Raw genomic sequence first — 20,799 nt, 5'->3', positions numbered from 1 at the left:
TTAAAGTTCTATTGGTAATGCCTTTAATTGTCCAATTGCTTTTACTCCTTGATCAACATTTTTCGAAAATAATTTCATTGTAGAATAAGCCAAAGCTTTCGCTTCTTCTAAATTTTCAACAGGTTGACCATTTACTATTACAAAATCTGATGAATATTCTTCTGTGTTTTCAGAAGATTTTATTTCTGATTCGATTGATTGAATATTTGATTTTTTATTTTCTTTTTTTATTGATTTTGTAACCTTTACAATTTCTACAACCTCATCTTTTGTTTCAATATTATTTATTTTAGAATTTGTAAAAATAGGTTTTTCTTCAGCTTTTTCTTCTTTATTATTTACAACTTCTAGTTCTTTCTTCTGAGGTTCGATTGTTTTGACAATTTCTTGATTTTTCTGACTTTCATTTGTTTGATTCAAGAAAAAAAATAATCCTACAACAATTAAAACAGAAGCGGCAATTCCTGAAATTTTCCATAAAGTAAATTCCTTTGTTTTTGACTTATCTAAGACTTTTGGTTGATTTTCTTCAACTTTTGTCATAAAATCATCAAAACTCAATTCCATTTTGATTTCTTTCTCATCTTTTAATGTTTCAAAAAAAGAATCTTTATCGTCATTTCTTAACTTTTTTTCTTGCTCATTGGTTAATTTTCCAGCAAAAAAATCATCTTTATTTATAATAGATTGCTCTTTTTTCATTTTCAAAAAAAACTTCTAATTGTTCTCTTACTTTTTGTCTTGCTCGCATCAAATTTACTCGAATTGTATTTTCTTCCATTTCCAAAATTTCAGCAATTTCTTTTATTTCGAGTTCTTCCACATCTTTTAGATGCATTACTTTGCGTTGTTTTTCTGGTAATTGATTAATTAAATTTAGAATAATCGGTTTTATTTCCTGTTGTTCTTCTTGAATACTCAAATTTATTTGTGTTGTGTTTTTATAATTTTCACGAACATCAAATTTTCGTAATCTATTAATACATTCATAATTTACCATTCGCATCGCATAAGCCTCAATATTATTCACATCTACCAATGTTTCGCGCTTTTCCCACAATTTCATTAATATTTCTTGAGCAACATCAAATGCTTCATCATCACTAATCAAGATTCTACGCGCAAAACGATACAGCTTATCCTTGTGGACAAATACCGATGTTTTAAACGTTTCTTGATTCATATTAAGTGCTTTTACTAATAAGACAGCTTAATACTAAAAAGTGTTACATCGATTTCTAACTTTTTTTGAATAAATTATAAAAGCCTCCAAAATAGAGGCTTTCAATTGATTTTATTTTTATGTAAATTATCCTTTATAAATAACAGTTCCTCCTGCTTGCGCTTTTGGAAAAATTGTAAGATCGGCAATCTGTACATGTTCTGGTTGTTGCAATAAATATTCAATTGCATTTGCAATATCTTCTGCAACTAATGGTTCAAAACCTTTGTAAACATTGTCCGAAAGTTCTTGATTTCCTTTGAAACGAACCAAAGAAAATTCTGTTTTCACTGCTCCTGGAGCGATATTCGAAACTTTGATTCCGTAAGGCAACAAATCATAACGCATTCCTTTACTCAACGATTCTACCGCTGCTTTCGAAGCACAATATGTTCCTCCATTTGGATAAACTTCTTTTCCTGCAATTGAAGAAAGGTTGATAATATGTGCGTTTGATGATTGTTTAAGAATTGGAATAATTGCTTTCGAAACATAAATTAATCCTTTTACATTAATGTCAATCATTGCTTCCAAATCTTCTAAATCAGCTGAATCAAAAGATGCTAATCCATGAGCATTTCCTGCATTATTGATTAAAATATCAATATTTTTCCACTCCGTTTCTAAGTTATCTACGGCATTAAAAACAGCTTCCTTATCACGAACATCAAATTGAATGGTTTTCACATCTGTAATTTGACTTAATTCTGCCTGAATTTCATCTAATCGTTCTTGACGACGTCCACATAAAATTAAACGATAATTTGGTGCTAATTTCTTTGCTGTAGCCATTCCTATGCCCGATGTTGCTCCAGTTATAAAGGCTGTTCTTTTCATTTTCTTAAATAATTAAAAGTGCTTTTTTAAGACCGTCTAAGATACAAGCTAAAAAGAAATTAAAAAATGATTTATCCTGTTTTCGTTCGATATTTTCTACTTTTTCCTCTTTCATTTTTCCTCGTGAATCGTTCTTCACCACAGCATTTCCTATAGCTGATAAAACTTTTCGTTTCGAACCATCATCACGTAAAACATTCACTTTCAAATCTTGGTAATCTATTCCAAAAGTTCCACCAGCAACTTTATCATTTCCATCAAAATTGAATTTTATTTGATTAAATAAACCGTCAACAGAAACCTTTAAATAAGGTTTAACGAATGGATCAAGATTTTTTGCAGGAAGTTTTGTTATCGATCCATGAATATTAAATTTCTCTGTACGATTCATTGGATTAAACGTCCAATTTGCACGCAAATCTCCATTCATAAATTCTGAACGCCAATCTACAATAACATCTGGCAAAGATTTTTTTCGATAACCCGAATTAACATTTTTAACTGTTGTATTTATCGACGAAAAGGTTAATTTTCCAGTGCCAATACTTTTTTCTGTTTCTTCTTCATATTCTAATTTTGAGTTTACCAATTGCAATTGTTTTACACCCAAATCGAATTTCATTTCGCGTAATTTTTGCGAAAACATTGTTTTACGTTTTGTATCATCAGGAGGAACCAAACTTCTATAAATATTCGCGTAAAGTTGATTTAACTTTATTTGATTCGCTTTCAAAAAGAAATCTTTGGACGGAGAAATTCCCCATTGAATTCCATTTCCTTGTAATTGATGAACAGAAACCGTATACAAATCTGCTTGCTTTTTCAATGAAGCTGTATATGCTTTTCGAGAAAGTTTTGGTTTTAATTTTAACTGATTCAAGGTTAGATTTCCATCGTGAAATTGCAAAGATCCTGTATTCAATCGATAAGTTTTATCTATATCGAAATCAACTCCCGAAGATTTTAATAAAACAGATTTATAGGTAAAAGGAATTGCTTCTTGAACTGTTTTTGGATCAACATGGATATTATTGAAAGCTAATTGAATTTGTTTCAACGTTAAATTTGGTGTTTTTTGTTGATAAGGAATCATATCCAAATGTCCATTTACCAAAGAAACTTTTTCAACTTTTATGATATCATGGAATTCTTGTGATGTTTTTCCTTCTCGCTGCGCTACACGTTTTGGCTGTCCATAAATTGTAAATTTTGGATTTTTAAAAATAACATGATTAATTCGAAGTTCTTTTCCATAATCATTTTTTAATCCTAAAACGGTTAAATTAACGTTATTGAAATCAAATTTCTGTGAAGCAATAAATCGCGATTGTTTTATTTGAATAGTATCAATTCCGAGATTAAAATTTATTAAAAACTTTTCTGTTGTTTTTTCAGCATTTTTCGCAATAACTTTTTCATTCTTTTGATCGATGATTTTTACATTTACCTCATCTAATTTTATAGAATTTGTATGAAAATAAAAATCACCATTTTTTATTCCCCAACTGTTATTATTTAAAGTCAAAATTGGAGCTTCGACATCTAATAATGTATTTGATTTTGTATAGTTTCTCTTAAATTGATTTTTAGAAATTAATGGTTTCATTTTGAAATTTTTCAGAATCAATTTCTTTTCTGTCAAATCAAAATTAGAAGCTGTTAATGTGTGCATTTCATTCAATCGATAATACATCGAATCCAATTTTATACGGAAAGTTTTATAATCAATCGGAATTTCATTTGTACGCGTTAAATCGTTCATTTTTATTCCTTCTATGTTCAATGCAACATTATTGATCGCATATTTTACCGTTTTTGCATTCGAGAAAAGCGCACGAATTCTACCATTTTCTAGTTGTAATTTTTTAATGTTTATTAGCTCTGTATCTCCAGTTTTTAGATTTACTTTACGGTTCGTTGAATTCTTTTCAACTTTGTTTTCATTTTTTCTAGAAATAATCGTAATTCTAGGATCTTTAAGTTTGATTAACTCCGTTTTAAAATATAGTTTATCTTCTGTCGTAAATCCCCAATCCATTTTAGATAATGAAAGAAGCGGCGTTTCTATATCCAACAAATCATTATCCGAATCGTTTGGAAGATATAATTTTCCATTCATTTTAAGTGGTTTCATTTTAAAATTATCCAACTCAAAATCTGTTTCGTTAAAATGAACTTTTCGTGCTTTGATTAATTGTTCATCTTTCACTACAAAAAACATAGAATCTAATTTGATATCAAAATCAGAATATCTAAATGGAATTTTTTTATCTGCGGTTCTTTCATTAAATCGAACTCCATCAAAATCTATCGAAAAATTAGAAACATTTGCAATATGTTTTTTCCCTGATTGGGAAAATAAATTGAATTGTCCATTTTTGATGTTTACATTCGAAACATCTATACTTTGTCCAACTTTTGACTGTGCTGTATCTTTCTTGATTGAATCTTTTTTATCTTTCAGATAATAATTTACAGCAGGATTATTGATGTTAATAGAATATGCTGCAACTTCTTTGTTGACAATTAATTTAAAAAAATTAATTCCGACAACATTTATTTCTTTTACTTTTCCTGTAGCATCGATGGAATCTTTTATCAACAATGAATCTTTTGGAGAAACTTCTATGTTTTTTAATGATAAGGAAGAATTAAAAATAGAGAAACTTAAATCTTCATAAGTAAGATTATAAGCCGTATCATTTTTTTCTGCAATAATCTTTGGAAGACGATCATTCAGAAAATAAGAAATGTAAAAACTTAAAATAAAAAGTATCGCAATAATAGATATTAAAGCGATACCGATTCTTTTTATCCAACGGTTGTTAATCATTGATATAGTTTGGTTAAGATAGTTAAAACAATTATTGTACCAAACTATAATGAATTGTTAAAATTATTCGTTGATATCGTAAATTTCTTTGATATTTTGCAGAATTTTATCGAAATTTAAATGCAGATCAATTAATTTTCCTGTAAATAAATCGAAAACCCAACCGTGTACTTCCAATCCATTTTTCATTGCTCGTTGTACAAAAGGATTTTTCACAGCATTTACACATTGTTCTTGTACATTTAGCTCTACCAAACGATTGTAACGCATTCCTTCGTTATCAATTGCATTCAATTCTTCTGAATGTAAACGGTAAACATCGCGAATATTACGCAACCAAGGATTCATAATTCCTAAATCTTTCGGAATCATTGCAGCTTTTATTCCGCCGCAATTGTAATGTCCACAAATAACAATATGTTTCACTTTTAAGCTTTCTACAGCATAGTCTAAAACTGAAGTTGTATTCATATCCAAACTAATTACCATATTGGCTATATTGCGATGTACAAAAACCTCTCCTGGCTCTGCTCCCAATAACTCTTCTGCTGTTACACGACTATCTGAACAACCGATATAAAGCACTTCTGGTTTTTGACCTGCTGCTAACTTATCAAAATATTTCTCATCTTGAGACAAGCGTTTGTTTATCCACTCTTTATTGTGTTCAAAAACTTTTTCTAAATTCATAATTTCTAAATTACATCTTGTACTTCTGGATGTTTACCAACGTAAACACTAACATAACTACAAAATGGTATAATTTTTAACTTATTTTTTCTTGCGTAATCTACAGCTTCTAAGACTAATTTTTCGGCCAATCCTTGTCCTCTCAATTCTGGGTTAACACCAGTGTGATTAATCAGCATTTGTTCTTCTTTCAACATAAAAGTTAACTCTCCAACTTCTTTCTTATTCTCATCAAGAAGAGTAAATACGCCGTTTTTTCCTTCTAAATTCAATTCAATTTTCATAGAATATTATTTTAAATTTAAATTAATCTTTTTAGTTGAGATTCGGTCAAAAATATTGTTAAAAAACTTAATACACAAGACAAATTTACGAGTGAAAATTTTTTATTTCAAAGAAAATTTAAACAAAAAATAACAATCAATTTACAATCATCTTTCTATTTGATTATCAACAACAAGCCATTCTATATAATATTTAATGTATAGGTTTGAGTTTTTTACTTGATTATTTATTACATTTGTTAGATATTTTAAGGAAATATTCTTCATATGAAATTTATTGTATCGAGCAACACGTTATTAAAAAATGTTAACTTAATCGGAGGAGTTATTAACTCTAATAATACATTACCAATCCTTGATAATTTTTTATTCGAATTGGATGGTAGCCAATTAACTATCACTGGCTCTGATTTAGAGACAACAATTTCAACAACTCTAGAAGTTGAATCTAATGATAATGGAAAAATTGCAATTCCATCAAAAATTTTAACTGATACGTTAAAAACTTTCCCAGCACAACCTCTTACTTTTATTCAGAAAGAAGGAAATACGTTGGAAATTGTTTCAGAGCAGGGAAATTATCAATTAGCATTTGAAGATCCAAATGAATATCCTCAAACGCAAGATATCGAAGACGCAAGCTCTACAACTCTTAGCGCAAGCATTTTATCAGAAGCAATTATCAAAACTATTTTTGCTACAGGAAACGACGAATTACGTCCAATTATGACAGGCGTTTTCTTCCAAGCAAATGAAGATGTTTTCCGTTTTGTTGCTACAGATGCACATCGTTTAGTAAAATATACACGCAATGGTTTAAATAATTTGCAACCTGCTGAATATATCATGCCTAAGAAACCACTTAACTTATTGAAAAATATTTTAGGAGGAAATAATGATGATGTTATTATCGAATACAACAATACAAATACACGTTTTTCATTCCAAAACATCGTTTTAACTTGTCGCTTGATTGATGGGAAATATCCAAATTATGAAGCGGTAATTCCAAAAGAAAATCCAAACGTATTAACGATTAATAGAAACTTATTCTTAACATCATTAAAACGTGTGGCAATTTTCTCTAACAAAACAACAAATCAAGTTCGATTAAAATTAATCGGAAATTCATTAACAATTTCTGCTGAAGATATTGATTTTGCTAACAAAGCAGAAGAAAGACTTCCTTGTGATTATAACGGAACTGACTTACAAATAGGTTTCAATTCTCGTTTCTTAATCGAAATGTTGAATAATTTACAATCAGAAGAAATAACACTAGAAATGTCTGAACCAAATCGTGCAGGAATCATCAAACCAGTTGATGGACTTGAAGATGGTGAAGAGATCTTAATGCTAGTTATGCCAGTTATGTTAAACGCATAATTAAAAAGAATACATAAAATTCATTTTACAATACAATGAAAATTTCATACAATTGGCTAAAAACCTACATTGATACAGATATTACACTTGATGAAGTATCAGCTATACTTACAAGTACAGGACTTGAAGTAGAAGGTGTAGAACAAGTAGGTGGAGCTAAGAATTATTTGGAAACTGTATTAGTTGGTAAAGTTTTATCAGCTGTACAACATCCAAACGCAGATAAATTAAAAGTTACTAAAATAGATTTAGGAGACGGAAAAGAAACACAAATTGTTTGTGGTGCTCCTAATGTTGCAGCAGGACAAAATGTTCCAGTAGCAACTGTCGGAACGGTTTTACCTTCGCCAGATGGTGAATTTAAAATCAAAAAAGCAAAAATTCGTGGTGAAGAATCTTTCGGAATGATTTGTTCTGAAGTAGAACTAGGAATTGGTACTGATAATTCAGGGATTTTAGTTTTATCAGGAGATTTAAAACCAGGGACATCTACATTTGACCTTTTCGGTAAAAATGATGAAGTTGACTACGAAATTGAAATTGGTTTAACACCAAATCGTGCAGATGCAATGTCTCATTTTGGTGTAGCACGTGATTTATATGCTGCACTTAAAACACGTGATATCGCATCAACATTCAAAACATATGATGTATCAAATTATCCTACAACAGATTTCGGAAAAAATCCTATTTCTATCGAGGTTAAAGATACAGAAGCAGCACCTCGTTATGCAGGTGTTTACTTAAAAAATGTAAAAGTTGCGGAATCACCAGATTGGTTAAAAAACCGCTTAAAAGTAATTGGTTTATCTCCAATCAACAATGTTGTTGATATTACTAATTATATTTTACACGATTTAGGTCAACCTTTACATGCATTTGATGCAGATAAAATTGAAGGAAACAAAGTTATCGTTCAAAAATTAGCAGAAGGAACAAAATTCACAACTTTAGATGGCGTTGAACGTACATTAAAAGGACATGAATTGATGATTTGCAACGAAAACAATCCAATGTGTATTGCAGGTGTTTTCGGAGGAAAAGATTCAGGCGTTTCTAATGAAACAACATCTATTTTCTTAGAATCTGCTTATTTTGAACCTGTCACAATTCGTAAAGGTGCAAAAACTCACGGATTAAATACAGATGCTTCTTTCCGCTTTGAACGTGGAATTGATCCTAACACAACAATCGATGCTTTGAAAAAAGCTGCAATGATGTTAGTTGAAATTACTGGCGCAGAAATTGCATCGAATATTGAAGATATTTATGCTAATGCAATCGCTAATTTTAATGTAAAATTACGTTTACATAAAGTGGTTGAATTATTAGGAGTTGAAATTCCAGAAGATAAAATCAAATCGATTTTAGAGAATTTAGAAATTAAAATTTTGTCAGAGAATGATGGAATTTTAGATTTAGAAGTTCCTGCTTATCGTGTAGATGTGCAACGTGATGTGGATTTAATCGAAGATATTTTGAGAATTTATGGATACGATAACATCGAAATTCCTTCAAAATTCTCGTTTTCTTATGTTCCTAATCAAAAGGTTAGTCCAGATAAGATCGAGGATTTTATTGCGCGTCAATTGATTTCTTTCGGATTCAATGAAGCGATGAACAACTCATTAACAAAAAGAGAATACGAAGAAATTTTCTTTTATCCAGAAGGAGAAAGTGTTGCGATGTTAAATCCGCTTTCAGCTGATTTAGCTGTTATGCGTCGTACTTTGTTGAATGGATTATTAGAGAATGTCGCATTCAATATCAATCGTCGTAATTCGGATGTTAAATTGTTCGAATTTGGTAAAGTTTACCGCAAGTTTGATGGTATTTATGAAGAAAATAAATGTTTAGGAATTGTTCTTTCAGGAAACTTTAATAGTGAATCTTGGACAGGAAATTTACGTAAAGCTTCATTTTCCGATTTGAAAGGTTTGGTTAAACAAATTTTTGTACGATTGGATGTTCAAATTACAGATGAATTACCAGCAAAAGATGATAATTTCTTAGATGGAATAGAATTTGTAGCTGGAAAAAAATCTTTGGGAAAAATTGGAATCATCAGTAAAAAATTAGCGAAAAAATTAGGCGTTAATCAAGATGTTTTCTTTGCTCAATTAAATTGGGATACAATGGTTGCTTTAACAACAAAACACGATTTGAAATACAAAGAAATTTCTAAATTCCCAGGTTCTCGTAGAGATTTAGCATTATTGCTTGATTCTTCTGTGAAATATGAAGATTTGTACAAAGCAACAAAAGAAGTGAAAACGAATTTACTGAAAGCTGTTAATCTATTCGACGTTTACGAAGGTGATAAATTGCCAGCTGGAAAAAAATCGTATGCATTAAGTTTTATGATTCAAGACGAAAATAAAACATTAAGTGATCAAGAAATTGATGGTTTAATGAATAAATTAATCAAATTGTATCAAGAAAAATTCAACGCTGAGTTGAGATAAAATATTCCAAAAATGAAAAAAATTGTAACCCTATTTTCAGCAACTATTTTGATGAGTTTTATAGCTACTTCTTGTTCTACGAGTGCAAGTACTGCGAAAATAAAACCCAAAGCAGAAGTTTCGATTTCAAATCAAAATTGGTATTTGATAAACGATAACAATGTTGTAAAAGGTTTGTACGATAAAGACGTTATGTTGACTATTGATGAAGCTAATTCGACTGTAAGTGGATTTGCTGGTTGCAACAATTTCAATGCTGTTTTCACAAAAGTTGGCGGCGTAACAAGCTTCGTAAATTTCTCTGAAACTAAAATGGCTTGCCCTAATTTACAAGAAGAAAAAGCATTTTTGTCTATGTTAAAAAGCGTAAATCGTTACGAAGTTTCTGGAAAAGAATTACATTTTTACAAAGGAAATATCTTATTATTAACATTTAAAACTTTATAAGTTTTATATTATAAAATAAAAAAAAGCGCTCTATGAGCGCTTTTTTTATGTGGTTTATATTATTTTTTATTTTCTTCAACTATCTGTTGATCTGTAGGAGAAATTGCTTCATCACTTTATTTGAAACCAATTTTAGTAATCGAAATTTCTTTTGATGATAAATAAAACTCTAAATCAGCATTTAATTAGATCAAACGATATGAAAAATCTTGACCAATTTTTTTTTGGCTTCTGTTAAGAAAATTGCGCAATGTTTTTAGATAATCAGACGTTAATTTCGATTTGGCTTCTTGAAAAGCCGAAAACAATAACTTTTCTATCATCACAATATTTTTCGTTTCATCTTTTCTGAACAACGCATACAAACGTTTTTTAAGCGATTGTGTAAAATTAATCAGTATAACCGACTAAATTTTTATCAGAAAAATCTTCGCATTGCTGAAATGTTTTTAATCTCATTCTGTTGGCTTGTTCAAATTTCTATTAAAAATAAAGATTAATTCGTGAACTAGACCATTTTAAGTTCTAAACTTCTGTAAAATCAACAAGCGCATCTATAGATGAGCTTGTTGATTTTATTAATATGAAATTAATTTCTTGTAAAATTCTATTAAAGCTTTCAAAGCTTCTATTTTTTCTTCAAATTCTAAGTGATAAATTGTTTCTATAACCAAATTTTCACCTTCAATTTTACTTGATATTTTAGGTTCGAATAAATTATCCTTTGCTATTTTTTCAAGATTAGTTTCAATCAATAAATCCTTTAAATAATGTTTAAAAAATTTATTGCTACAATCAACTTTTAGAATCTGTTTCTTTCTTAAAAATAAATTGACAAGATGATTAATATTCGTAATGGTAAAAATTGGTAATGATATTTTTTCTAAGGTTACTCGAATTTTTCCTAGATTATGATTTCCTAATTCTTGTTCTACATAAATCAAACAATTTTTATAGGGAATGTCTATATAATAGTAAGACAAGTGCAACTTTGATCCAATTGTACCATCAACCTTAGCGTCATTATTATAAAAAATTGCGCCATTATAAGATTGCGTAAATAATTTTAATTGACTTTCGAACATTATAATTTTGATGAATTAAGATAATCTTCCATCTCTTCCTCTTTTGCTTCTTCAGATTCATCTTTTAACACACGACGCGCAACTTTACCAACCGTTAAACCTTGTATGACAATTGAAAATAAAACGACGATATACGTAATTTCTAATAGTAAATCTTTCCACTCCGAATTAGGCATTGAAAGTACTAATGCAATGGAAACTCCACCACGAATTCCTCCCCAAACCAAGACAATAAGTGAACCTTTAGAATAAGTATGTTTTCGTAAAATGGTACGAGCAGGAATTACAATTGAGAACATACGCGCTAATAGAACAATAAAAATTGCAGCAATTCCCAATAGAATTTGTCCCATTAAATCTTCTATTAGTAATAATTCAAATCCTATAAAAAGGAATAGAATAGCATTCATTATTTCATCTATCAATTCCCAAAATTTGGTCAAATAATCTTGAGTTGTTTTACTCATTGCTACTTTTTTACCATAATTACCGATAATTAATCCAGCAATTACCATAGCCAACGGACTTGATATATGAAGTTCTTTCGCTATCAAAAATCCGCCCATTACAATTGATAAAGTAATAAGCACCGAAACCTTATAATCATCAATTTTTTTCATTGCATTAGCAGCTGTGAACCCTAATAAAAGTCCAAGTAAAATACCGCCTCCAGCTTCCATCAAGAATAATTTTGAGATGCTTGCAAAGTCTGCATTAAAGCCTGGATTTGTTGCAATTTGTAAAACTACTGCGAACATTACAACAGCTACACCATCATTAAATAAGGATTCTCCTGTAATTTTAGTTTCAATCACTTTCGGAACTTTGGCTTGTTTCAAAATCCCTAAAACTACGATTGGATCAGTTGGTGAAATTAATGTTCCGAATAATAAACAATAAATATATGGAATCTGTATTCCAAAATATGGTGCGAGATAGAATAGAATTCCTGAAATAATAAAAGCTGAAAGCACAACAGAAATTGTTGCGTATGTCGCAATTGTCCATCTTAAGCTTTTTAGATCTAAAATATTAACATGCATTGCTCCTGCAAAAAGCAAAAAGTTCAGCATTGCTCCCATCAATATTTCATTAAAATCTAAACTATTAAATAGTTGAAAGAAGTCTTTTGTGGCATCTGGAAAATAACTATCACCTAATAAGCGGATGGCGACAGATACAAGCATTGCGATAATCATAATTCCAATTGTTCCTGGTAACTTTAGAAATCGAAGATTTGCATAAGAAAATAATGCGGCAAGAACAATTAGAACCGAAAAAGAATAATATAGTTCCATTTATAAAGTTTAAAATTTGGAAAAAGTTACAAAAAAAGAGCCATTTTTGAATGGCTCTTTCTATAATAATTTGATTTATTTATCTAATTAACCTTTTGGAGCTTGTCCAATTAAATCCATAAATTGATCTAACTTAGGTAAGATAATAATTTGTGTACGACGGTTTTTAGATTTTCCTTCAGCCGTTGCATTTGAAGTTAATGGATTGTATTCTCCACGACCTCCAGCAGTTAAACGTTTACCATCAACACCATATTGGTTTTGTAATGCTTGTACAACAGAAGATGCACGTAATGCAGATAAATCCCAGTTATTACGAATGTTTGGTTTAGAAATTGGCACATTATCTGTGTTACCTTCAATCAATACATCATAATCTTTATAATCGTTAATGATTTTCGCAATTTTACTTAAAGTTTCTCCTGCAGCAGGTGAAATTTCATAGCTTCCAGATTTATACAACATGTTATCAGCTAAAGAGATGTAAACAACTCCTTTCAATACTTTAACATCAACATCTCTTGCTTCGCTACTAGATAAAGATCGAGTTAAGTTGTTTGTTAAAACCATATTCAAACTATCTGATTTGCTTTTCGCATCAATTAAATGTTTGATATATTTATTAGACTGATTGATTTCGTTCACTAATTCAGAAACATTTTTAGAACCACCATTGATACAATTTTTCAATTGTTCTTGTAATTGTTTAATTTGGTTTCTTTCACTCTGAACTGTGTTTTCATATTGACCTTGGTTAGATTCAAAATTAGCTAATTTAGCTTTCGCTACAGCCAATTCTGTTTGACATCCTTGATTTTCAGAATAAGCAGAGTTGAATTTATTTTGTAATTCATCATACTTTTTCTGACTCACACAACTAAATAAAGTTGATGCAGCGATAACCGCTACTGGCAAAATTGAAACTTTCATAATTATTTTTTTATTTCAGTTATACGAATATATGTTATTATTTTTTATTTCAAGTAATATTCCGCAAAAACCATGCTGTAAAAACATAAAACTCCTACAATCGAACGATTGTAGGAGTTTTATATAATAATTAGATTCCTATTTTATTAATCCTGAGGAATATATAAAACCTGACCTGGATAAATTTTATCTTCGTGTTTTAACATCGGTTTGTTTGCTTCGAAAATTTTTGGATATTGCATTGGATCTCCATAAACTTCTTTTGCAATTTTAGATAAAGAATCTCCACTTTTTACAGTATACATTGTTTTAGAAATATCCGGAATTTCAATTTTTAAAGGTGTTTTCAAAGTTAATTTATCTTCTACTTCCTCTACTCCATCAATATTACCTGCTGTAGCTAATATTTTTTGTTTTTCGTTGATATCTAAAACTTCTCCAGCTACTACAATTTTATCTCCATCAGCAGAAAAAGTTACTCCTGATAAATCAAATCCTTGTTTTGCTACTTGATCTTTTACTTTGTTTGCTTTTTCTTCTGGAGTTTCTGCTCCTCCGAAGACTTTTTCTCCGGCATTTTTAATAAATGAAAATAATCCCATAACGAGTTGATTTTAATAATATTTATTTGTTGATATTTAGTAAATATATAATATTCTATTACAATTATCGTGCAATTGATGAATATTTCTTCTTTAAATTTTCGGTCATTGAACGTTGTTGTTGAATTTGATTTGTCAATTGATTAATTTTTGCATCCAAACCTTTATCGTTCTCTTCTGCTATTTGGATTTTTCCGTTCAATTTTACAACCTGATCTTCTATTGTTTTCAAACTATTTTCAGTTTTTAACTTCTTTTTCATTAATCCATCAATGACTTTATCTTCCGATTCTCTTTCTAATTGATTCACTACCAAATCTAGCTTATCGCCCAAAGCTTGCTTCTTGCTTTCTAATTTCAATAATGTATTATTATCTTTTAGATATGATTTTATTGATGTTCCTTTTTTCAATTGGGCATCTGCATTTTCTTTGGTTAAACGAATCATATTTTCGTTTGCTAACCTCAACTCATTTCGCACGCAACCTTGTTTTGTCTTAATCGCTAAATCTTGCAATTGAGAATAAATCTTATCATACTCTGCCGAATTACTATTAAATGTCATTCCATTTTGATCTGTCAATGTATTTATAACGGTTGTTTTTCCGTTTTCTTCATCAACCAAACTAATGACAGATTTATAAACATCTTGTGAGTTTTTAAATTTAACATTACTCGCTTCATACTTTTTTAAAAATCCAAAAGAACCTTCTTTGTTCGAAATCCAATTTTCCCATGATTTTATAATTAAATTTTGAGCACAATTGTCTGTAGAAAAAGCGAAAGATTTTAATTGTTGTCCATTCATTTCATATTCAACTTCAAACAAACCTTCGTCTGATTGTGCATTAACACATATTGATGTTATAAAAGTAGTAAGGGTTAAAAGTAATATTTTCATCAAATTAAGTTTTAAAAATTCAATACACAATAATTTATCCAAAATACAAAAAATAGAAGTTTAAGAGCAGATGTTGTACATATTTTTTATAATGGTTAATTTTAACCAGAAATTAATCAAGCTGCATGCAAACAAAAATTTTATTGATCTATACAGGAGGAACTATTGGAATGGCAAAAGATTATGGCGACCAATCCTTGAAACCCTTTAATTTTGATAATTTATTAAAACAAATTCCAGAATTAGCGCTGTTAGATTGTTCTTTCGATTATCATAGTTTTGATACGCCGATAGATTCTTCTGATATGAAACCAAAATATTGGATAGAAATTGCTGAAACCATTCAACAGAATTACGAAAACTACGATGGTTTTGTTGTTTTGCATGGAACAGATACAATGGCTTATACAGCTTCTGCAATGAGTTTTATGATTGATAATCTTGAAAAACCAGTTATTTTCACTGGTTCTCAATTGCCAATTGGAGATTTGCGAACTGATGCAAAAGAGAACTTAATTACTTCTATTCAATTGGCTTCGCTACGAAAAAATGACAAACCAATTATTAAAGAAGTTTGTGTGTATTTTGAATATAAATTGTTTCGTGCGAATAGAACTACAAAAATTAATGCAGAAAACTTTGATGCTTTCGAATCTCCAAATTATCCAGTAATTGGTGTTTCTGGTGTTCATCTTGAAGTGAAAGAAGATTTGTTATTAAAAAATACTGTTACGGATAAACTTTCTATCAACAAAAATCTAAATGCTGATGTTGGTGTTTTGAAAATTTTTCCTGGGATGAATCGTTCATTTATCGAAAGTGTTTTGAATGCTCCAAATATGAAAGCCTTTATTATTGAAGCTTTCGGAACAGGAAATATTTTTACCGATGATTGGTTTATCGAATTGTTGGAAGAAATAACAAACAAAGGAATTCATCTCATCATCAATACGCAATGTGCTGGAGGAATGGTAGAACTTGGACGTTATGCAACAAGTGATGCGTTGCTAAATATGGGCGCAATTTCGAGTTATGATTTGACAATGGAAGCTGCCATTACCAAAGCTATTTATTTATTAGGCCAAAATCTTTCGAAAGAAGAATTCAAAACGCAATACGAAACAAACCTGAAAGGTGAACTTCGTCATCATTTTTACAATGATTAAATCAAAATAATATAAAATGAAAAATCTCTACTAAGTAGAGATTTTTTCATTTTTATAGATTATTTCTTTCCTGACATCGAAGAACCATCAGATTCTCTTAATCTAAAGAAAATATATGTTGACAGAATCGTCATTATTCCCATTGTTAAAAACGAATATCGGAAAGCTTGCACTTGTACTCCATTTACAAAAGCTGCTTCTCTAAAAATTCCTAAAATTAATGCGGCAACAGAAATCCCAAAGGTTAATGATAATTTTTGTGTAACCGATAACAAACTATTTCCTTCGCTAGATGTTTTTTCGTCCAAGTCTGCTAAAGACAAAGTATTCATTGCTGTGAATTGTATAGAACTAAAAAATCCATTTAAAATCATTAAAGGAATAATGTAATAAATTGGCGATTCAGATTCTAAGAAAAAAAACATACAGATAATTAATCCTAAAATAATTGTATTAGAAACCAATGTATTTCGATAACCAAATTTATTCACAATTGGTACAACAAATGATTTTGCAATAATATTACTCGCCGCAGCAGGAATCATTATCAAACCTGCAACAGTTGCCGAATATCCATAACCAACTTGTAATAAAAGCGGAATTAAAAAAGGAATTCCTCCTATTCCCAAACGTGTAATAAGGTTCCCAATAATACCTATTCTCAAGGTTCTTATATTAAATAATTTCAAATCAATTAAAGGATGTGCCTTATGTTTAGCATGATAAATATATGAGCCTATCAAAAAAGCAGAAACAACAATTAGTATCAAAATGGTTTTTAAACCAATAACACGAGTAGATGTCAGTTCCATAATCAATGTTAAAACTGTAACACCACCACTAAAAAGAATTAAACCTTTAATATCAAATTTAAAAACAGGATGTTTAAAATCAGGCAATGCAAAAGTTGTCATCCAAAGCGCAATAATTCCAAACGGAATATTCACTATAAAAATCCAATGCCATGACAATGTTTCGACTAAAATTCCTCCAATAGTTGGCCCTAAAAGTGGTCCTATTAATCCTGGAATGGTAATAAAATTTATCACTTTCAATAATTCACTTTTCGGATAAGCATACAAAATTGCCAATCGAATGACAGGAACCATCATCGATCCTCCAACTGCTTGTACAATTCTCGAAATAACTAAAAAAGGTAAAGTTGTTGCAAAAGCACAAAGCGTGGAACCAAGTGTAAAAATGAATATCGCTGATTGAAAAACTTTTTTCGTTCCATATTTATCCGAAAGCCACCCACTCAAAGGAATTAATAAAGCGATTGTTAAAGTATAAGCAACAATAACAGATTGAATTTCTAAAGGCGATTTTCCTAATTCTTTTGCAATTGTAGGTAAAGAGGTATTTAAAATCGTAGCGTCCAAAGCTTGCATAAAAATTGCCATCGCGCCGAGCCATGGCAAAAACTTAGAAATTTTTGGACTTAAAATATTTTCTGAATTCATTAATCCTGACACAGCAAAATCTATTCCTATTTCTACTTTTTTCAATCATATGAAAAGATTAAATTTGAATTATGTTTCTCAACGCACATACACATAACTTATCGAAACAATCAAATATTTTGGAATTGTATAATCAGTTTCCAAATGAGCTGAATATAAATGCCAAAATATTTTCGATTGGGATTCATCCAGCTTATATCAAAACCTCAACAATAGAAGAAGAAATAGAAATTATCAATCAAACTATTTTAACGAAAAATTGTTTAGCAATTGGCGAAATTGGATTGGACAAATTATGCGAAACAGATTTTGATGTTCAAATAAATATTTTTGAAAAACAATTAGAAATTGCAGCACAACATCAACTTCCTGTTATTATACATTCGGTTCGTGCTTATCAAGAAATTTTACAAATTCGAAAACAGATGAAATTGACAATTCCGTTTATTTTTCATGGTTTTAATAAGAATGAACAATTACTCAATCAAATTATTGCGCAAAATTGTTTTGCATCTTTTGGAAAAAATCTTCTTTCTAACAAAAACTTACAAATTATATTTGCAAATCTTTCGGCAGATCAATTCTTTTTAGAGAATGATGCAAGTGATATTTCTATTGAAGAAATTTATACTTTCGCAGCAGATTTAAGAAAGATTACAATCGAGGAATTACAACTTCAACAAGCAAAAAATTGGAAAGCAATTTTCGGTTACGAAGTTCAATCAAAATAAAATAAATTTCAATGGCAGTTTGGCAAGAAAGAGCTGAGTTATTATTTAAAGAAAAAGGTATAGAAAACCTAAAAAATTCAAACGTTTTAATTGTTGGTTTGGGAGGAGTTGGCTCTTTTGCAGCAGAATTTATTGCACGAGCTGGTGTAGGAAAAATGACAATTGTTGACGGAGATACGGTAGATATTACAAATATTAACCGTCAATTACCTGCTTTACATTCTACAGTAGGACAACATAAAGTAGATGTTGTTGGTAATCGTTTGATGGATATAAACCCAGAATTACAATTAACACGAATCAATGAATTTTTAAGTCCGGAACGAACACAAGAAATCGTTACAAACGATTTTGATTATATATTAGATTGTATCGATTCTGTTACACCAAAAGTTCATTTAATAATGGCTGCAAAACGCAAAAAAGTAAAAGTCATTAGTAACATGGGCGCTGGAGGAAAAACTCAAGCGAGCAAAGTACAAGTTCGCGATATTAGTAAAACTGCTGTTTGTCCTTTGGCTAAAAATGTTCGAAAAAGATTAAAAAAAGAAGGAATTAATAAAGGTGTAAAAGCTGTTTTCTCAACAGAATTTCCAGATGAATCATCTTTGAAATTGACTGATGGAAAAAATTATAAAAAATCTTTTTACGGAACTAATTCATGGATGCCCGCATTATTTGGTTTGTATGCAGCAGAAACTGTCGTTCATTATTTGTTAAAAAAAGATAAATAATATAAGTTCTTTCTTAAAGATTTAATTAATTTAGTTGCATATTAACAAAGAGACAAAAAAATGAAAATCAATTACGATTATATCACATACGAGGATGTTTTGAGAGCACGTCAATTTATGTACGAGCAAGCGTTGGAACAGAATGCGACTAATTCGTTGTTGAACACTGCGAGAGATTTATTTGGAAATAGCAATTTCGAGATGTGTATCAAAGTTTGTGAAGGCTTATTAGATGCAAAAGATCCAAAACAATTGTACGATGCAAAAAAGCTAATTGCTTTATCTTATTACAGTTTACAAGATTTTGAGAATGCTGATAATGCATTTTTTGATATTGCTCAGAATTCTGATAATTCGGACGATTGGTTTAATGTTGTTATTTCTGCAACATTAAATAAAAACATCGAACGTAGCCAAGAATCTTTTGGAATTGCATTGGAAAAATACACAAAATTTGGACATCAACGTAATATGCCATCTGTACAATTGATGCTACATTACATGATTACATTAGCTTCTGTAAAAGAATATGCTTTGGCTTTGGAACAATGTAAAATGTTGTTGCAAGTTTATACTAAATTGAAAAAAACAGACGAAAAATTCTTAAGTTCTCGCGGATTAGAACAAATCGAAAACTTTTTGGAAACTGCAAAACCTGTTTTGAAAAAAGCAAAAAAGAAAGAATTAACAGAAATCAAAAAAGAATTAGTTGAAACCTTGGACGCAAACGGCGTAGAAAAAGTAGAAGCTTTTTTTACTGAGTTTTAAGACAACAATTTTTACAAGAAATAAAAAAATCCACTTCTATTGAAGTGGATTTTTTGTTTGAATAAATATTGTAAATTAGAGGAAACACTAATTGAATGAAATACTTTTTTACTTTCATATTCTTATTCTCAACTTTTACTTTTGGTTGTAGTTGTGCTCAATCATCAATAAATGAATCTTTTGATAAAGCTGACGCTGTATTTATGGGAAAAGTGATTGGAATAGATGAAACAAAATATGATTTCTCTTCCAACCGGGTTTATGCCTATACATTCGAAATAACAAAAGATTTCAAACGAAAACATCAAGAAAATAAATCTGAAAAATTTTATACTACTATCTATACTCCATCATATTCTATAGGTGGAGGCTGTGGAAGCTCATTTAGTTTAAATGAAACATATTTAGTTTATGGATATCGTTCTGAAATTGGAACAATTACAAGTATCTGTACAAGAACTTCTGATTTAGAATTTGTAGAAAAAATTGAATTAGATTCTTTACAATTAAAAAGTGATCAATTTTTCCAAAATAAAAAAGATATTGTTGATATTGATATTTATGGTGATTATTCAGATCACAATAATGAATTATTGTCTGAATATGAAAATGAAATTCTAAAGCTAAAATCAGTTCATAAAATTTATATTATTTTAATTTGTAGTCTTACTCTTATCTTAATAATTAGTTTATTTTTCAACTTTAGAAAAAGAAAAAAAATTTAGATTCCTGCTTTTGTCGGAATGACATAAACTCAATTGTCATTCAGAACGGAGCGACTACGAAATGATGAATCTTATAGATTTTTTTACAATAAATATATAAAGATAAAAAACTCATTTTTCTTGGCAATCAAAGGAATTTTAATTTTAGGAATTAATACTTTTATCTTTAGCTTTATTATACTTGGAATTTTGGTTTATTCTTATTTAAATGTTTAATAAAGATTCCTTGGAA

The 20,799-nt window shown here is 29.6% G+C and carries 20 protein-coding genes; 8 read left to right on the top strand and 12 right to left on the bottom strand.

From position 1 onward, the window contains the following. The 6 genes from ACMHJW_RS11680 to ACMHJW_RS11655 all read right to left on the bottom strand — a co-directional run bounded on the left by ACMHJW_RS11680 (position 1) and on the right by ACMHJW_RS11655 (position 5,866). On the bottom strand, positions 1-702 hold the full coding sequence (locus tag ACMHJW_RS11680) for a hypothetical protein (RefSeq protein ID WP_413533595.1): 702 nt from the start codon (positions 700-702) through the stop codon (positions 1-3). Continuing rightward, positions 674-1,183 (bottom strand): RNA polymerase sigma factor, encoded by a 510-nt coding sequence (locus tag ACMHJW_RS11675; RefSeq protein ID WP_413533594.1) that lies wholly within the window; start codon positions 1,181-1,183, stop codon positions 674-676. The genes ACMHJW_RS11680 and ACMHJW_RS11675 overlap by 29 nt, the downstream gene beginning before the upstream one ends. A gap of 126 nt (positions 1,184-1,309) precedes the next feature. Next, a complete protein-coding gene (locus ACMHJW_RS11670; protein WP_413533593.1) occupies positions 1,310-2,059 on the bottom strand; it encodes an SDR family NAD(P)-dependent oxidoreductase in 750 nt (249 codons plus the stop codon). Between the two features lie 4 nt (positions 2,060-2,063). Beyond that, positions 2,064-4,892: a hypothetical protein gene (locus ACMHJW_RS11665; RefSeq protein ID WP_413533592.1), complete on the bottom strand. Its 2,829-nt coding sequence runs from the start codon at positions 4,890-4,892 to the stop codon at positions 2,064-2,066. A 63-nt stretch (positions 4,893-4,955) separates the two neighbouring features. Next, positions 4,956-5,582: a carbonic anhydrase gene (locus ACMHJW_RS11660; RefSeq protein ID WP_413533591.1), complete on the bottom strand. Its 627-nt coding sequence runs from the start codon at positions 5,580-5,582 to the stop codon at positions 4,956-4,958. Between the two features lie 5 nt (positions 5,583-5,587). Further along, positions 5,588-5,866: a GNAT family N-acetyltransferase gene (locus ACMHJW_RS11655; protein WP_413533590.1), complete on the bottom strand. Its 279-nt coding sequence runs from the start codon at positions 5,864-5,866 to the stop codon at positions 5,588-5,590. A gap of 267 nt (positions 5,867-6,133) precedes the next feature. Between ACMHJW_RS11655 and dnaN the strand changes: the two genes are divergently transcribed. From dnaN to ACMHJW_RS11640, 3 genes are read left to right on the top strand one after another with little or no spacing between them, the layout of a single operon-like run. After that, entirely contained in the window at positions 6,134-7,252 is a 1,119-nt protein-coding gene (gene dnaN / locus ACMHJW_RS11650; protein ID WP_413533589.1) for a DNA polymerase III subunit beta, read from the top strand. A gap of 35 nt (positions 7,253-7,287) precedes the next feature. Beyond that, positions 7,288-9,717: a phenylalanine--tRNA ligase subunit beta gene (gene pheT, locus ACMHJW_RS11645; protein ID WP_413533588.1), complete on the top strand. Its 2,430-nt coding sequence runs from the start codon at positions 7,288-7,290 to the stop codon at positions 9,715-9,717. Positions 9,718-9,729: 12 nt separating this feature from the next. Then, positions 9,730-10,164: an META domain-containing protein gene (locus ACMHJW_RS11640; RefSeq protein WP_413533587.1), complete on the top strand. Its 435-nt coding sequence runs from the start codon at positions 9,730-9,732 to the stop codon at positions 10,162-10,164. A gap of 578 nt (positions 10,165-10,742) precedes the next feature. On the opposite strand, the gene ACMHJW_RS11635 is transcribed toward ACMHJW_RS11640, so the two are convergent. The 5 genes from ACMHJW_RS11635 to ACMHJW_RS11615 form a co-directional block, all read right to left on the bottom strand. Further along, positions 10,743-11,249, bottom strand: coding sequence for a hypothetical protein (locus tag ACMHJW_RS11635; protein ID WP_413533586.1), 507 nt, complete (start codon positions 11,247-11,249; stop codon positions 10,743-10,745). Continuing rightward, positions 11,249-12,547: a cation:proton antiporter gene (locus ACMHJW_RS11630; protein WP_413533585.1), complete on the bottom strand. Its 1,299-nt coding sequence runs from the start codon at positions 12,545-12,547 to the stop codon at positions 11,249-11,251. Before ACMHJW_RS11630 ends, ACMHJW_RS11635 begins: the two co-directional genes overlap by 1 nt. Before the next feature lie 87 nt (positions 12,548-12,634). Next, on the bottom strand, positions 12,635-13,477 hold the full coding sequence (locus ACMHJW_RS11625; RefSeq protein WP_413533584.1) for an OmpA family protein: 843 nt from the start codon (positions 13,475-13,477) through the stop codon (positions 12,635-12,637). 146 nt (positions 13,478-13,623) lie between these two features. Next, entirely contained in the window at positions 13,624-14,079 is a 456-nt protein-coding gene (gene lysM, locus ACMHJW_RS11620) for a peptidoglycan-binding protein LysM (protein ID WP_413533583.1), read from the bottom strand. 64 nt (positions 14,080-14,143) lie between these two features. Further along, positions 14,144-14,980, bottom strand: coding sequence for a hypothetical protein (locus ACMHJW_RS11615; protein ID WP_413533582.1), 837 nt, complete (start codon positions 14,978-14,980; stop codon positions 14,144-14,146). Between the two features lie 125 nt (positions 14,981-15,105). On the opposite strand from ACMHJW_RS11615, the gene ACMHJW_RS11610 reads away from it, so the two are divergent. Further along, a complete protein-coding gene (locus ACMHJW_RS11610; protein WP_413533581.1) occupies positions 15,106-16,146 on the top strand; it encodes an asparaginase in 1,041 nt (346 codons plus the stop codon). A gap of 59 nt (positions 16,147-16,205) precedes the next feature. Here the strand turns inward: ACMHJW_RS11610 and mdtD are convergent, their stop codons facing one another. Beyond that, positions 16,206-17,609 (bottom strand): multidrug transporter subunit MdtD, encoded by a 1,404-nt coding sequence (gene mdtD, locus ACMHJW_RS11605; protein WP_413533626.1) that lies wholly within the window; start codon positions 17,607-17,609, stop codon positions 16,206-16,208. A gap of 71 nt (positions 17,610-17,680) precedes the next feature. Here mdtD and ACMHJW_RS11600 point away from each other — a divergent pair, with 71 nt between their 5' ends. The 4 genes from ACMHJW_RS11600 (at position 17,681) to ACMHJW_RS11585 (ending at position 20,567) form a co-directional block, all read left to right on the top strand. After that, complete coding sequence (locus ACMHJW_RS11600; RefSeq protein ID WP_413533580.1) at positions 17,681-18,340, top strand: TatD family hydrolase; 660 nt, start codon at positions 17,681-17,683, stop codon at positions 18,338-18,340. Positions 18,341-18,351: 11 nt separating this feature from the next. Beyond that, a complete protein-coding gene (locus ACMHJW_RS11595) occupies positions 18,352-19,074 on the top strand; it encodes a ThiF family adenylyltransferase (protein ID WP_413533579.1) in 723 nt (240 codons plus the stop codon). A gap of 60 nt (positions 19,075-19,134) precedes the next feature. Beyond that, positions 19,135-19,842: a hypothetical protein gene (locus tag ACMHJW_RS11590; protein WP_413533578.1), complete on the top strand. Its 708-nt coding sequence runs from the start codon at positions 19,135-19,137 to the stop codon at positions 19,840-19,842. 95 nt (positions 19,843-19,937) lie between these two features. Beyond that, positions 19,938-20,567 carry a hypothetical protein gene (locus ACMHJW_RS11585; RefSeq protein WP_413533577.1) on the top strand — a complete coding sequence of 210 codons (630 nt, stop codon included), beginning with the start codon at positions 19,938-19,940 and terminating at the stop codon, positions 20,565-20,567. Positions 20,568-20,799: the final 232 nt, after the last annotated feature.

Origin of the sequence: Empedobacter brevis, assembly GCF_965118635.1 — a bacterium.
In the GTDB taxonomy this organism is placed as follows: domain Bacteria; phylum Bacteroidota; class Bacteroidia; order Flavobacteriales; family Weeksellaceae; genus Empedobacter; species Empedobacter brevis_A.
Note: the sequence above shows the minus strand (reverse complement) of the source record. Positions and strands in the feature narration are given on the sequence as shown.